This window comes from Actinomadura citrea (genome assembly GCF_013409045.1).
Classification (GTDB): Bacteria; Actinomycetota; Actinomycetes; order Streptosporangiales; family Streptosporangiaceae; genus Spirillospora; species Spirillospora citrea.
Genome location: NZ_JACCBT010000001.1, coordinates 232,062 through 245,854, shown reverse-complemented (window position 1 = coordinate 245,854; position 13,793 = coordinate 232,062). Strand labels below are relative to the sequence as shown.

General features: G+C 71.7%; 17 protein-coding genes. 10 read left to right on the top strand and 7 right to left on the bottom strand.

Going from position 1 to position 13,793, the window contains the following annotated elements:
* Window positions 1-233: 233 nt before the first annotated feature.
* Window positions 234-1,142 (top strand): hypothetical protein, encoded by a 909-nt coding sequence (locus tag BJ999_RS01250; RefSeq protein ID WP_179831532.1) that lies wholly within the window; start codon window positions 234-236, stop codon window positions 1,140-1,142.
* Window positions 1,139-2,200 carry a hypothetical protein gene (locus BJ999_RS01245; RefSeq protein ID WP_179831531.1) on the top strand — a complete coding sequence of 354 codons (1,062 nt, stop codon included), beginning with the start codon at window positions 1,139-1,141 and terminating at the stop codon, window positions 2,198-2,200. Before BJ999_RS01250 ends, BJ999_RS01245 begins: the two co-directional genes overlap by 4 nt.
* A 111-nt stretch (window positions 2,201-2,311) precedes the next feature.
* On the opposite strand, the gene BJ999_RS01240 is transcribed toward BJ999_RS01245, so the two are convergent.
* Complete coding sequence (locus BJ999_RS01240) at window positions 2,312-4,096, bottom strand: alpha/beta hydrolase (RefSeq protein ID WP_179831530.1); 1,785 nt, start codon at window positions 4,094-4,096, stop codon at window positions 2,312-2,314.
* Window positions 4,097-4,438: 342 nt separating this feature from the next.
* Here BJ999_RS01240 and BJ999_RS01235 point away from each other — a divergent pair, with 342 nt between their 5' ends.
* From BJ999_RS01235 to BJ999_RS01215, 5 genes are all read left to right on the top strand, one after another.
* Window positions 4,439-4,600 carry a hypothetical protein gene (locus BJ999_RS01235; protein ID WP_179831529.1) on the top strand — a complete coding sequence of 54 codons (162 nt, stop codon included), beginning with the start codon at window positions 4,439-4,441 and terminating at the stop codon, window positions 4,598-4,600.
* Window positions 4,601-4,674: 74 nt separating this feature from the next.
* Window positions 4,675-5,181, top strand: coding sequence for a MauE/DoxX family redox-associated membrane protein (locus BJ999_RS01230; RefSeq protein WP_179831528.1), 507 nt, complete (start codon window positions 4,675-4,677; stop codon window positions 5,179-5,181).
* Window positions 5,181-5,693, top strand: a complete 513-nt coding sequence (locus tag BJ999_RS01225; protein WP_179831527.1) for a TlpA disulfide reductase family protein — start codon at window positions 5,181-5,183, stop codon at window positions 5,691-5,693. Before BJ999_RS01230 ends, BJ999_RS01225 begins: the two co-directional genes overlap by 1 nt.
* 31 nt (window positions 5,694-5,724) lie before the next feature.
* Window positions 5,725-7,560 (top strand): ATP-binding cassette domain-containing protein, encoded by a 1,836-nt coding sequence (locus tag BJ999_RS01220; protein ID WP_179831526.1) that lies wholly within the window; start codon window positions 5,725-5,727, stop codon window positions 7,558-7,560.
* Window positions 7,557-8,045: a S26 family signal peptidase gene (locus tag BJ999_RS01215; protein ID WP_179831525.1), complete on the top strand. Its 489-nt coding sequence runs from the start codon at window positions 7,557-7,559 to the stop codon at window positions 8,043-8,045. Before BJ999_RS01220 ends, BJ999_RS01215 begins: the two co-directional genes overlap by 4 nt.
* A gap of 57 nt (window positions 8,046-8,102) precedes the next feature.
* Here the strand turns inward: BJ999_RS01215 and BJ999_RS01210 are convergent, their stop codons facing one another.
* From BJ999_RS01210 to BJ999_RS01195, 4 genes are all read right to left on the bottom strand, one after another.
* Window positions 8,103-8,531, bottom strand: a complete 429-nt coding sequence (locus tag BJ999_RS01210) for a DoxX family protein (protein WP_179831524.1) — start codon at window positions 8,529-8,531, stop codon at window positions 8,103-8,105.
* An 81-nt stretch (window positions 8,532-8,612) separates the two neighbouring features.
* Window positions 8,613-9,047 carry a YdeI/OmpD-associated family protein gene (locus tag BJ999_RS01205; RefSeq protein WP_179831523.1) on the bottom strand — a complete coding sequence of 145 codons (435 nt, stop codon included), beginning with the start codon at window positions 9,045-9,047 and terminating at the stop codon, window positions 8,613-8,615.
* Window positions 9,048-9,129: 82 nt separating this feature from the next.
* A complete protein-coding gene (locus BJ999_RS01200; RefSeq protein ID WP_179831522.1) occupies window positions 9,130-9,522 on the bottom strand; it encodes a VOC family protein in 393 nt (130 codons plus the stop codon).
* Between the two features lie 83 nt (window positions 9,523-9,605).
* A complete protein-coding gene (locus tag BJ999_RS01195; RefSeq protein ID WP_179831521.1) occupies window positions 9,606-10,019 on the bottom strand; it encodes a VOC family protein in 414 nt (137 codons plus the stop codon).
* 126 nt (window positions 10,020-10,145) lie between these two features.
* On the opposite strand from BJ999_RS01195, the gene BJ999_RS01190 reads away from it, so the two are divergent.
* The 3 genes from BJ999_RS01190 to BJ999_RS01180 all read left to right on the top strand — a co-directional run bounded on the left by BJ999_RS01190 (window position 10,146) and on the right by BJ999_RS01180 (window position 12,215).
* Window positions 10,146-11,018: a sigma-70 family RNA polymerase sigma factor gene (locus BJ999_RS01190; protein ID WP_179831520.1), complete on the top strand. Its 873-nt coding sequence runs from the start codon at window positions 10,146-10,148 to the stop codon at window positions 11,016-11,018.
* A 35-nt stretch (window positions 11,019-11,053) separates the two neighbouring features.
* Complete coding sequence (locus BJ999_RS01185; protein WP_179831519.1) at window positions 11,054-11,452, top strand: VOC family protein; 399 nt, start codon at window positions 11,054-11,056, stop codon at window positions 11,450-11,452.
* 67 nt (window positions 11,453-11,519) lie between these two features.
* Window positions 11,520-12,215, top strand: a complete 696-nt coding sequence (locus BJ999_RS01180; protein ID WP_179831518.1) for a response regulator transcription factor — start codon at window positions 11,520-11,522, stop codon at window positions 12,213-12,215.
* Window positions 12,216-12,306: 91 nt separating this feature from the next.
* Here BJ999_RS01180 and BJ999_RS01175 read toward each other — a convergent pair whose 3' ends face one another.
* Window positions 12,307-13,323: an aldo/keto reductase gene (locus tag BJ999_RS01175; protein ID WP_179831517.1), complete on the bottom strand. Its 1,017-nt coding sequence runs from the start codon at window positions 13,321-13,323 to the stop codon at window positions 12,307-12,309.
* Entirely contained in the window at window positions 13,320-13,766 is a 447-nt protein-coding gene (locus BJ999_RS01170; protein ID WP_179831516.1) for a VOC family protein, read from the bottom strand. The genes BJ999_RS01175 and BJ999_RS01170 overlap by 4 nt, the downstream gene beginning before the upstream one ends.
* Window positions 13,767-13,793 lie beyond the last annotated feature (27 nt).

The following is a 13,793-nucleotide window of genomic DNA, read 5'->3' as shown; positions in this document are numbered from 1 at the left end:
GCACGAACCGTTCCCGGCCCTCCCCGCGTTCGTCGACCAGCGCGCGGTGCCCCGGGGCCGACGGCGGTGCGGCCCCGTCCCGTGCGGTACCGGCGTTCACCGGGCTCCCCCGCCGGGCGCGAGACATCTCTGCGCGGCCGGTGAGTGCGCGGACCGGGCATAATCGGTGATCGCTGATCGAGTTGGGCAGGTGGGAAGTGGGCCGGGCGCTGAGACCCATTGTGGATCCGGAGTTGCCGGAGGCCGACCGGGACATCCTCGTCGCCCATCCCCACGTCCTGACACCGGCGGGCGAGAAGCCGCCGGCGCCTCCTCCCCTGGGAGGGCGTACTTGGGCGGACGCCGGGCTCTCCTTCCTCGCGGGGACGGCGTCCGGCTTCTTGCCCGCGCTCGCGCTTCCGTTCTTGTTCGGACGGGTCGGAGCCGCCGTCGGGATCGCCGTCCAAGGCGGGCTCGTCGCGACCTGGTGGTTCGGTGGGCTCGGGTTCTTTCTGGTGGCGGGGACCATGCTCCAGATCGGCTTCTTCGTGACGCTCTTCGTCCTGTGCTGGGAGGGGCGGGCCCAGCGGCTGGGTCGCGAACACCACACCCGTTACTACGTCGAGGACGACTTCGACGACCAGATGCTGCCGCTCGTCAGGCGTGCACAGGACGCGGTCGCGGCCGTGCTGGGGTCGGCGGTCGACGCCGCCGGCCTGCTGGACGACATCGCCAACACGCTGGAGTTGCCGCGTCAGGAATGGGACGTCGCCAGGACCTGCGCGGAGGTGACGCGCATCGATCGGCGGATCCGGTCCCTGCGGGACGGCGACGCCGGGCTGGACGAGATGCTCGAACCCCAGCGCCGGGCCTTGGCAAGATCCATCGAGGGGGTGCGGCGGCGCGTGGCCGCGCTCGAGGGGTACGCGGAGCGGACGGCGGCCGCCGACGCCGCCTACCGCGAGTGGCAGGTGATGGAGGAGCTGGAGGACCTCAGGGCCGACGTGCAGGAACTGCTCGCCAGGACCGTCCAGGACGAGCTGGCCGTCGCCGAGATCGGCCATCTCGCGGAGAAGACGCCGCTGACCGAGCTGCGGAGGACGGTCGAGGAGGCGCGGCAGGCCGGGCTCGTCCTGGCCGCGGGTGAGAAGGAGCCGGCATGAGGTTCGAGCTGTCGGCGGGCGGGCGGCGGCTGGGCGGGCGCTTCCCGCTGCCCCTGGGGTTCGCGGCGGTCGCCGGCCAGGCGGTGGCGCTGGTCGTGTGGGTCGCGCACACGCCGGGGGGCGAGCCCGGACGCGCGGCGACCGCGAAGGACGACGGCACGGTCGCGATCACCTACATCGTCACCGGGGACCGTCCGACCGCGGACGTCGAGTACGACGCCCCGAACGGTTCTGAGGACCATGAGGCGCTCGCGCTGCCGTTCAAGGCGCAGTACCGGTTCGAGAAGGGCGAGACGGTGTCGCTGCGCGTCCAGAACCGCTATCAGAACGGACCGGGCCACATGATGTGCACGATCGTCGCGAACGGGGCGGTCGTGAAGCAGGCGTCCGCGTCGGGCAGATTCGCGACCGCGTCGTGCGACGGGCTGGCGGGCATGAGCAGGCCGGTGCCGGGCGCGAAGGTTCCTCCGCTGACGGCACCGCAGCTCCCGAAGGGTGAGGTGCGCCTGACCAAGGTCGTTCGGGTCCCGCGCTACAAGGGGAGCGGGTCACCGGTCCTCGGGCGGGTCGGCGATGGCGACGCGCGTCTGTCGTACGCCGAGTTGGGCGGCGCCTGGGGCCCGAGCCGCCGGTCGGACCCGGAGGTGACCGGGTATGGCCGCCGGCAGGTCTTCGACACCGATGCCTCGTGGCAGGCCGTGCTCGCATCGGGGAAGGTGAGCAGCGCCCTCATGGGCGCGTACAAAGGCCCCGACCGGCTCCGGGCCCTGACCACGGCCGTCCAGGACGCCCGTCAGCACAGCGCCTTCACCGACACGACGACCGGCCGTGATGTCGCGTCCCAGCCCATCGACGTGAGCGGCCGGAAGGCCTGGGTGATCGTCCGCGAGATGCACTTCCGGAAGGAGGGCGTCAGCTCGACGATGGATCTGTCCGCCGTCGTGGTGGTCGACACCGGGCGTCCGCGGCCCTCGTTCGTGTGGCTGGACGTGCCCGGGTCCCACAAGCGGCTCTGGCCGGACGTCAACACGTTGATCAGTTCGCTGCGCGTCAGCTGAGCGGCCGGCCGGACGCGCAGTTCACCCGCGCTCGATCGCGGGGGCCGTCGTGCCGGGGCCGCTCACCGGGCGGGCCGGCATGCGGCCCGCCCGGCGTCACGGTCGTTCCGTTCAGCGGGTTCCGAGCAGGAGGGACGAGGGCACCCGCGTGGCCACCGGTGGGAGTTTCGTGCTGTTTCCGACGGCGGCCGCCTGGGGCGCCATCGCGCTCGCGTCGGCCGGTCCCCTGGTCGCGAGCGCCGGTTCAGGGCTGTCGGCGAACGGCTGGGTGTCGCCGACGCACACCTTGCCCGCGGGCGGCAGCGTCCCGCCGACGAGGTAGCCGTCGACCGCCTTCGTCACGCACGCCGAAGTGCCGTAGGCGGTGTGCCCCCAGCTGTTGCTGGACAGCAGGCGGCTGTTGGGCAGCAGCTTGCTGGACGAGACCGCGTCGTTGTAGTTCGTGGCCGGGTCGTAGTAGTTCCCCACGAACAGGACGGGGGCGTTCGTCCGCCGGTTGAAGGGACCTGTGTAGGCGTCCTCGTCGCGGACCTTCCAGGCGTCACGGGCGCACTGGACGCTTCCCCAGCCCCACGCGCGCCCGAAGTAGGGAGCCCGCCTGTCGGACGCCGCCGTCAGCGCGGGCCAGCTCCCCGCCTTCTTCGGGTGCAGGCCGTCGGTGCAGGTGACACCGCTGAACGCCTCAAGGCCGTTGTCGTAGGGGAAGTCCTTGGCCGAGACCTTCTCCGCGGCCTCCTTCTGCCGCCTGACCTCCGCCCGGCGCTCGGCGATGCGGGCGGCGAGGGCCTTGCGCGCCCTGGCGGCCTGCGCCGCCGTCGAGGCGGGCGAGGTCGCCACCCACAGGTCGGTGACCATGGCGTCGATGTACTCGTAGCCGCCCGGGTCGTACAGCGAGCCGAGCGCGCCGCCGACGAGGTCGGCGTAGGTGACCTTCTCGCCGTCGATCTCGGCGGGCTTCGCCTTCAGCCGCTTGGCGAGGGCGTCGAAGTTCTTGACGGGGTCCCCGTAGGCGGCGAACTGGCATTTCGCCTTGCCCGCCTTGCCGCATCGGACGAGGATCTCCCGCAGCGCCTTGTAGGCGCCGTCGGCGGACCGGAGCCGGTCGTCCAGGATCTGGTTCGCGGTCCTGGGGGTGCCGACCCAGGAGACGGGGTTGATGACACCGTCCACGACCACGGCGCGCAGCCGGTCGGGGAACATGTTCGCGTAGTACTGGCCGATCGCCGTGCCGTAGCTGAAGCCCAGGTAGGACAGCTTCTTGTCGCCGACCGCACGGCGCAGGACGTCCATGTCGCGCGCCGCCTCGGCCGAGGACATCGCGCCCGCCAGCTTCTTCCCCGTCGTCGAGCAGCCCTTGCCGACCGCCTTCGCGGACTTGATGTAGGCGGCCTCCTGCTTCGCGCCGACCGGGAACGCCACGTTCATCCCCGCCAGCGCGAGCGTCTGGTCCCTGGTGGACGCGAAGCAGGCGACGTTGGAGCTGAAGCCGATGCCTCGCGGGTCGAAGCCGACGACGTCGAAGCGGTCGAGGACGTCCTTACCGAGGAAGTCGGGCGCCTGGTACGCGATCGCGGTGCCCTGACCGCCGGGCCCGCCAGGGTTGACGAACAGGCTGCCGATCCGCTTCTTGGCGTTGCGCGCCTTCACCCTCAGGAGGGCGATCTCCGTGGTCGCACCTTTCGGATCGTCGTAGTCCAGGGGCAGCCGGACGGTCGCGCATTCCGCGTAGTCATAGCACTTGTACCAGGCCGGCTTCGGGGCGGGCACCCGGTCGACGCGCTCCTTCTCGACCGTGCTCGTCGTTTCGCCCGGGGCGGCCAGGGCGGTGACCGCTAAGGCGGGCACGAGCGCCGCACCGGCCACGCCGGCCGCGAGAATCCTGTGTCCGAGACGCATGAGGTTCCCTTCGTGGGGATCGATGCCTCTCCCGCGCAATTGCACGGATTGGTCCAGTGATTCTCGAATGCGCTACCTGTCCCCGTGATCCACCGCCGGACCCGACCTCCGCTTCAGAAGATCACCCCGAAGACCGATTGACGCTCGCTCCGAGGGCGTTCTTCAAGGCAGGGCGGACGACCCACCTCCGCCGAGAAGCCCGCCCACCCCTGGCCGAACATGCCCTCAGGGAGAAAAATGATCTTTAAACGGGATCGCGGGCCCCTGATGTGCTGTAATCCGGTTGGTCCGATTCATGATCACAGCCCACGGCCGCCCGACGGCCGGGGAGAGGAGACACGCATGAGCCGTCTCGTCGACCGCCTGCTGGAGCGCGTGGCCCCCAAGGCCACCGCGTCCGCCGGCTGCAGCTACAGCAACTACTGCTACCGCACCCTGTACATGCGCCGCATGTGCTGCCTCGACCAGGGTTGTCAGTCCTGGGTGATCGGCGCCTGCGGATAGCCGTGAGACCCCTCGTGGGCGCCGGCGCGCCGCCGCGCCGCCGCCCGTGAGGGGTCGTCCTGTGAGGAGTGCGCATGGAACTCGTGCGGATCGGCTGCGCCTGCCTGATCGGGCTGGTCTTCGCCGTGTCGGCCGTATCCAAACTCCGCGACTTCGACGGTTTCGCCAGGTCCGTTCCAGCGCTGGTGCCCGCGTGGCCCGGCCGCGCCCGGCTCCTGGCGATCACCACGACCGCTCTTGAGGCACTGGTGCCGCCGCTGCTGATCGCGCCGGTCACCGCCCCCCTCGGCTTCGGTCTCGCCGCCGTGCTGCTGGCCGCCTTCACCGCGGCCGTCGCGGCCGCGGTCCGGCGCGGACGCCGCACCGCCTGCCGCTGCTTCGGCCCGTCCAGCGTTCCGCTCGGTCCGCGCCATCTCGTCCGCAACGGAGCGCTGCTCACCTGCGCCGTGCTCGGCGCCCTGGCCCCCGGCGGCCTGCCGCCCGCGGGCGGCATCGCGGTGGCCGCCGCGGCCGGGCTGGCCGGAGCCGTGCTGATCGTCTTTCTCGACGACATCGTCGAGCTGTTCGCGAGGAACCCCTGATGCCCTATCTCATCGCCGCCGTCGTCCTCCTCGGGCTGCTGTCCGCGTTCAACCTCGTCCTCACGCTCACCCTGATCCGCAGGCTGCGGGGGCACGGCGCCGCGCACCCGGGCCACGGGGAGCTCGCGGGCCCGCCGATGGCGCTCGAGCCCGGCTCGCAGATCGGCGACTTCACCGCGACGACCACCGAGGGCGAGCCGGTCTCCCAGGCGGACCTCCCCGCCCTGGTCGCCTTCTTCTCCGCGAACTGCCCTCCCTGCCACGAGCTGGCTCCGCGCTTCGCGGAGCTCACGACGGGGCTGCCCCGGCTCGCGGTCGTGACCGGCGAGGATCCCGAGCTGGTCGCGGTCCTGTCACCGGCGGTCCGCGTCGTCGTCGAGGACTACGACGGCGCCGTGAGCGGCGCCTTCCAGAACACCTGGACGCCGGCGCTCTACATCGTCGACGGCGGGCAGCGCGTGGTGGCCACGGGCGGGCGCCTGGAGGACCTGCCCCTCGAAGCCCCGGCGTGAGGGCGCCGGAAGCGAACCGGGGGGCGGGCGCGTGAGCGGACGTCCCCCCGTCCGCGGAGTGGCCGCCGCCGGGACCGAGGCGGCCGCGCTCGTCTGGCGGTCCGCGCCCGGCGGCGTGTCCGGCTACCTGCTGATCACCCTGGCCGAGGCCGCCGCGCCGGTCGCGACCGCATGGCTGATGAAGACGGTGGTCGACCGGCTGGCGACGTCTCAGGGTTCGGTCGCGGGCCCGGCCGCCGCCCTGGTGGCGGCAGGTCTGGCCGCCGCAGCCCTGCCCGGGATCGGCAAGTACCTGCGCGACCAGGGCGGCCGGGCCGCCGGAGTCCGGGCGACCGACCGGCTGTTCGCCGCGACCGAACGCCAGGTCGGGCTCCGCCGGTTCGAGGATCCGGTCTTCCTGGACCGGCTGCGCCTGGCGCAGGAGGCGGCCGGCAGCGCCGGGTACCTGGTCGACGCCGTCTGCGGCACCGCGCGCGGCGCGCTGTCCCTCATCGGCTTCCTCACCTCGCTTCTGGTGATCAGCCCGCAGATGACGGGGCTGGTGCTGCTGGCCGCCGTACCGGCACTGATCGCCGAACTCCTGCTGTCGCGGAGCCGGGCGACCATGCAGTGGACGACCGAGCAGACCCACCGCCGCGAGTTCTTCTACAGCCGCCTGCTGACGGACGTGGAGGCGGCCACCGAGATCCGGCTGTTCGGCATCGGCGCCTTCCTGCGCGCCCGGATGATGTCCGAACGCCGTCGCGGCAACCGGGCCGAGCAACGGATGAGCCGGCGCGAACTGGCCGTCCAGGGCGGGCTCACCGCGCTGAGCGCCGCGGTGGCGGGCGGCGGCCTGTGGTGGGCGATCACGGCGGCACGGCACGGCACGCTCGGCGTCGGGGACATCACCATGTTCGTCGCCGCGGTCGGCGGCGTCCAGGCGGCCCTGACCCTGCTGACGTCCTCCATCGCCACCGCCCACGGCCGCCTGCTCGTGTTCACGCACTACGTCGCGGTGACCCGCGCGGAACCGGACCTGCCGAGCGCCGCGACGGGCGAGGCACCGCGACTGCGGCGGGGCATCGAATTCCAGGACGTGTGGTTCCGCTACAGCGACGACCACCCCTGGGTGCTGCGCGGCGTAGACCTGACGATCCCGCACGGCTGGGCCGTCGCGCTGGTCGGCCTGAACGGCGCGGGCAAGAGCACGCTGGTCAAACTGCTCTGCCGCATGTACGACCCGACCCGCGGGCGGATCCTGTGGGACGGCGTCGACCTGCGGGACATACCGCCGCACGCGCTGCGCGAGCGCATCAGCGCGGTGTTCCAGGACCACATGAACTACGACATGACCGCGAGGGAGAACATCGCGGTCGGCGACCTCCGGGCGCTCGACCGGCCGGAGGCGGTCCAGGGGGCGGCCGCCCGCGCGGGCGTCCACGACAAGCTCGCCGGGCTGCCCAACGGCTATGACACCCTGCTGACCCGGATGTTCTTCTCCGAGGCGGACAAGGACGACGCCGGCACCGGGGTGGTGCTGTCCGGCGGCCAGTGGCAGCGCCTCGCGCTGGCCCGTGCCTTCGTCCGCGACGGCCGGGACCTGATGATCCTGGACGAGCCCAGCTCCGGTCTCGACCCCGAGGCCGAGCACGAGGTCCACGCCCAGATGCGCCTCCACCGGTCCGGCGGGACCAGCCTGCTGATCTCGCATCGGCTCAGCGCCGTACGGGACGCCGGGCTCATCGCGATCCTCGACGGCGGGCGCGTGGCCGAGCTCGGCACGCACGAGACGCTGCTGGCGGCGGGCGGCCACTACGCCCGCCTGTTCCGGCTGCAGGCGGCCGGATACCAGGAGGCTCCGCGGCCTTCCGAGGACATCGGATGATGTGGCTCGCCGCCGCGGCAGGCGTGCTCCTGGTGTCCGGCGCCCTCACCGGCTGGGTGCGCCTGCGGTACCTGATCACCACGGTCGACGGACCCAGCATGGAGCCGACGCTCCACTCCGGCGACCGGCTCCTCGTCCGCCGGACCCGGCGGGTGCGCGCGGGCCAGATCGTGGTGGTGCGGATCCAGCCGCCGACGCTGGACGCGCCGCCCCCCGATGCCCCCGCCCCGGACGAGGAGACCCCGGTCATGCGGGTCCACCCGGACGGGCTCCTGCTCGTCAAGCGGGCGATCGCGGTGGCCGGTGATCCCGTCCCGGTGGACCGGGTGCCGTGCCTGCGGGAGACGCGGGAGACGACCGTGCCGCCGGGTGCCCTCGTCGTGCTGGGCGACAACGCGCCCACCAGCTGGGATTCCCGCGACTACGGATTCGTCCCCGCCGACCGGTTCATCGGCGTGGCCGTCCGCAGACTCCCGGCGCCCTGACCGCGCGGCCCTTCGGGCCCAGGCCGGTGAAGGGTTCCCTTGAAGGTGCCACCCCCGTCAGTTCGTTGGCTGGACATGATGATCAGTCTGTGACGGCGTGGGGCTCCGCAGGAGATCTCGCCAGTCGGCGGGCCAGTTGGCCAGAGCGATGACGCCCATGATGACGAAGTGGGTCGGCGCGGCCCAGCTCTCCACGGCCGGGTCGTGATTGACGATGTGGGTGGTGACCGCGCCGGTGAGCACGAGCACCAGCGTCGTGGCACCGACGAAGCGTGTTCGCTTGTCGGGGATCACCAGCAGGACGGCGGCTGCACCCTCCAGGGCGCCGACCACGAAGCGCATCCAGGACGGGTAACCCCAGTCAACGAACTTCACCGAGTACGCCGAGCTGACGAACGTGTCGCCCGGCCAGTACTTGGTCACGGCGCCCAGCGCGAATTCCAAGGCCAGAAACCAGTACAGACCGGTCGTGAGCCGCTTCAACATCTTTCGTTCCTTCCGGGGAAGTCGGGCAGGGTCAGGCGTCCGCGCGGCGATTCCTCCGCCGGCGGACTCCCGCTTCCGGTTTCAGGCCCGCAGGGTGGCGATGGCCTTCTCGATACGCCGCCGACGCGTCTCGGGCCTCTTCGCGCTCTCGATGGCGCGCACGTGCTCGCGCCTGCGGCTGTCCGAGAGACCGTCGTAGGCGGCGCGGGCGACGGGGTCGTCGTCCAGGGCCCGGACGAAGTCCGCGGGTTCGACGACGACGCGCGGTTCGGTGTCGAGCTCCAGCTCCACCTCGACCTCGTCGCCGGTCGCGACATCCGCGGCCCGCCGGTTGGCGTTGCTGAGGCCGAGCAGGTGGCGGCCGCGCATGATGGCCACCCTGCTCTGCCACGAGTGTCCGTTGATGGTGATCGTCACCCTCGGTCGCGCGCCTCCGCCGAGTTCCTCCACGACCTCGGCGGGGACCTCCAGGCCGCGCATGGGCTCCGGAGGTTCGACCACGGTGCGGAACTTCATGATCTGCCCCTTCTGTCATGCCGGATCGCCGTGGACGCGCGGGCCCGGCCGTGCCGACCGGGCCCGTGCTGAGTTCCGGCGATCACGAGGCGTAGGTGGTGACCTTCCACAGGTACCCGTCGGGGTCGGCGAAGTAGCCGAAGTAGCCGCCCCACGGGGCGGGGGCCGCTTCCCTGACCACGCTGCCGCCGGCCGCGACGGCCTTGCGCATCGTCTCGTCGACCGCGTCCCGCGAGTCGGGGTTCAGGTGGAAGGAGGCCCCTCGGAATCCGGATCCCTCGGGCGGGACGCCGGCGTCCTCGGCCGCGGCGTCCCACTCGTAGAGGGCGAGCTGCGGTGAGCCCTCCCCCAGGTGGAACGAGACGAAGTGGCGGGTGTCCTTGTCGATCTCGCAGCCCAGGCCTTCGGCGTAGAACCGCTTGGCGCGGTCCAGGTCGTCGACGCCGAGCATGACGGCGCTCATCTGCGGTGACACGGTGTTCTCCTCACGGGTGCGCGGTACCGGGATCGGCTTTCTGGAGTGCCCGTGGCGGGTGCCCGGGCACGTGATGGCTCGCGCTACTCGGCGTAGGGCTGGTCCTCGCCCTGATCGCTGTGGCCGAGGCTCCAGATGTGGCCCTCAGGGTCGGCGAAGGTGCCGCCGTAGCCTCCCCAGGGCAGGGGACCGGCGGGCTTGAGGATCGTGGCGCCGGCCTTCTCGGCCTCCGCCATGACCTCGTCGACCCGCGCCCGGCTGCGGACGACGTAGGTCAGGACCACGCCGCCGAAACCGCTGCCGTCCGGGCTGGTGCCGACCTGGTCGGCCAGGCCCTTGCGGCCGTAGAAGCCGACGGGCGAGGCGCCGTCCGATTCGAAGAACACCGAGATGCCCCAGTCGTCCTTGATCGTCCAGCCCAGTCCGTCGGTGTAGAACCGCTTGGCCCGGTCCAAGTCCCGGACGCCGAGAAGGATGGAACTGACGTGAGCCTTCATGGTCGTCTCCTTCATGTGCGAGTGGTCCGCCGGATGCGGCGGGGAGGACAGCCGGGCCCGGATGTCACATCGGCGCGATCGCGCCGGTCACTTCGTATGACAGGGACTTTCGCGGGAGTGTGACAGATGGCCGAGCAGGATTGGCTGAGCGCGCGGTTCGCCGAACACCAACGGCACCTGCAGGCGGTGGCGTACCGGATGCTGGGCTCGCGGAGCGAGGCCGAGGACGCGGTGCAGGAGGCCTGGGCTCGGGTCAGCCGCGCCGACACCGGTCAGGTGGAGAACCCCGCCGGGTGGCTGACGACCGTCGTCGCGCGGGTGTGTCTGAACCAGTTGGAGGCGCGCCGGAGCAGACGTGAGGACGCCACCGGGGCACTGCCGCCCGAGCCGAGGACGCCTCAGGCGCGCGTCCATCCGGTCGGCGAGGCCGATCCCGAGGACGAGGCGCTGCTGGCCGACTCGGTGGGCGTCGCGCTGACGGTGGTGCTGGACACGCTGACGCCCGCCGAGCGGCTCGCGTTCGTCCTGCACGACGTCTTCGCGGTGTCGTTCGGGGAGATCGGCTCCATCATCGACCGGTCACCGGCGGCGGCCCGGCAGCTCGCCAGCCGGGCACGGCGGCGTGTGCAGGGCGCCGCCGGGGCGTCCGGCGCCGCGCGTTCCGCGAAACGGGAGATCGTCGCGGCGTTCCTCGCGGCGGCGCGCGGCGGCGATTTCCACGCCCTGCTCGACCTCCTCGATCCCGACGCGGTGATCGTCGGCGAGTCCCGCGGCGCCGAAGCCGTGGCGTCCTTCTTCACGGGCCGCGCCCAGGCCGCACGCCTCGCCCTCGTCGACGGGGAGCCCGCGGCCGTCTGGGCCCACCAGGGCGTGAACAGAGCCGTCATCACATTCACCGTCGAAGACGGCCAGATCACCAGCATCAGCGTCGATACCGACCCCGACCGGCTCCGCGCCCTCGATGTCGTCTTCCTGCCCTCCCACTCGGTGGAGCAGTGACGGGCGACGACCTTCGGCCGATTCACGCCGCGAGCTTGAGCTTGCGGCTCTCGTCCTGCGCCCTGGCCGTCGACGACCTCGAACAGGCGCTCGCCTTCTACCGGGACGTGCTCGGCTTCGAGGTGAACGACAACGCCGCCTCCCTGGAGGCACCAGCCGTCGCACCGCCACGGCAGCCGGACATGCGGATCTTCCTCGTGCCACGCCCCGCGGACCCGTCGGCCGAGCGCAGGACGGTCGCGGACGACCTCGTGCACCGCCTCGTCTTCGCGACCGACGACTGCGACGCCGTCTTCGAGCGCCTGGAGGCCGCGGGCACCGAGGTGATGCAGGAACCGATCGACCGTCCGGGAATCCGCGACTGCGCCTTCCTCGACCCCTCCGGAAACCTCCTCCGGTTCACCCAAGCCACAGGTGAAGGTAAGGCTCGGTGATCGTGCTCTCGGTGGCGGCCCGGCTTTGCATATGTCGGCGATATGCCGTCCCGCCTAGCCTTCAGGTATGCGCGTGCTGGTCGTTGAGGACGAGCCCTACCTGGCCGAAGCCGTCCGTGACGGTCTGCGGCTGGAGGCGATCGCCGCCGACATCGCCGGCGACGGCGACTCCGCCCTGGAACTGCTCAGCGTCAACTCCTACGACCTGGCGGTCCTGGACCGCGACATCCCCGGTCCCTCCGGCGACGAGGTCGCCCGGTGGATCGTGGCCTCCGGCAGCGGCATCCCCATCCTCATGCTCACCGCCGCCGATCGGATCGACGACAAGGCCTCGGGGTTCGAGCTCGGCGCCGACGACTACCTCACCAAACCGTTCGAGCTTCGAGAGCTCGTCATGCGGCTGCGTGCGCTGGACCGCAGGCGCGCGCACGCCCGCCCCCCGGTCCGCGAGATCGCGGACCTGCGGCTGGACCCCTTCCGCCGGGAGGTCTACCGCGACGGACGCTACGTCGCGCTCACCCGCAAGCAGTTCGCCGTGCTCGACGTCCTCGTCGCCGCCGACGGCGGTGTCGTCAGCGCCGAAGAGCTCCTGGAGCGGGCCTGGGACGCCAACGCCGACCCGTTCACCAACGCCGTCCGCATCACCGTCTCCGCCCTGCGCAAACGACTCGGCGAACCCTGGCTCATCGCCACGGTGCCCGGCGTCGGCTACCGAATCGAAACCGGGACCGACCCCGTCCACCCCGGCGGCACTGATGAATAGGCGCCCAGGGCTCAGCGCCGACTGAACTGACCATCGGCTGCGCCGGATTCCTCCCCCTCGCGATCCAGTGGACGCGTGCGTCAGCCGGGCCCTACTCCTGCGGTCTTCCGGGGGTGGGGAGCGCGGCGCCGAAGACCCAGGGAGAGGTTTCGGCGATGAAGTCGTTCGGGAACCCGGGCGTGAACTCGGTGGCCTCGGTCAGTCGAGCGACGATCTCGGGCGGGAGGGTGAGATCGAGTGCGGCGAGGTTGTCGCGCAACTGATCACTGGTGCGTGCCCCGATGATGGGATGGACGATGGGCGAACGGCTCATCGTCCAGGCGATCGCCACCTGCGCCGGCGTGGCTCCCAGCTCGTCGGCGACCTCTGCGACGACGCGGGCGACGGCGTGGTCGCCGTCCGAGAGCGATGCGCCGGCGAGCCGGCCACTGGCAGTCCCCGAGCGGGTGTACTTTCCCGACAGCACCCCGCCGGCCAGCGGGCTCCACGCCGTGACGGCGAGTCCGAGCGTCTCGGCCATCGGCAGCAGGTCTCGCTCGATGTCGCGCTTCAGCAGGCTGTAGGGGACCTGGAGGGCGATGAACCGGCTCCAGCCGCGGCACTGGGCCAGTGTGTTGGCGTGCGCGACGACCCAGGCGGGGGTGTCGGAGATCCCCACGTACAGCACCTTGCCGGCCTGAACCGCGTCGTCGAGCGCGCGCATGGTCTCCTCGACCGGCGTGTGCCGGTCCCACATGTGCACCCAGTACACGTCGAGGTAGTCGGTGCGCAGCCGGCGCAGGCTGGTCTCCAGCGAGGCGCGCAGGTTCTTGCGCTGGTTGCCTGCGGCGTTCGGGTCGTCGCGGTCGCGGGAGACGGTGTACTTGGTACCGAGCACGAACGAGTCCCGCCGGCCTTCCAGGAGTTCGCCGAGGAACTCCTCGCTGGCCCCGTCGCGATAGTTCACCGCGGTGTCGATCATGTTTCCGCCGGCTTCGGCGTACTGGTCGAGCATCCGGCGGCACTCGGGCAGGGGCGCGCCCACGCCGCCGTGCTCACCGAAGGTCATCGCACCCAGGATCGCCTCGGACACCCGGAGGCCGCTGGCGCCCAGCGTCCGATATCTCACGCCTTCCCCGACCCGGAGAACAGCTGCGCGGCCTGCGCGACGACCTCCTCGTGCGGCACGTCGCGCACGTGCTGGTCCAGCGCCCACCGGTGCCCGAACGGATCCAGGAACTGGCCGGTGCGATCACCCCAGAACGCGTCGTGCACCGGCTCGAAGACCGTGGCTCCGGCCGCCGTCGCCCGCGCCCAGGCCGCGTCGACGTCGGAGACGGGGACATGCAGTGCGGCGGGCGTGCCGCCGAGGCTCGCCGGTGAGCGCATGCCGCGTTCGGGCATCTCTCCCGCCACCGCCAGCACCGTGCCGCTGAGCCGCAGTTCGACGGTCAGCGTCGCCCCGCCGGGAATCGCTACGCGGCTCGTCTCGCGCGCGCCCAACGCCTCGGCGTACCAGGCGGCGGCCTGGTCGGGATCGGTGACGACCAAATGGATCGCTATCTCTGCCATGAACCGGGACCATACACGTTGTACGGA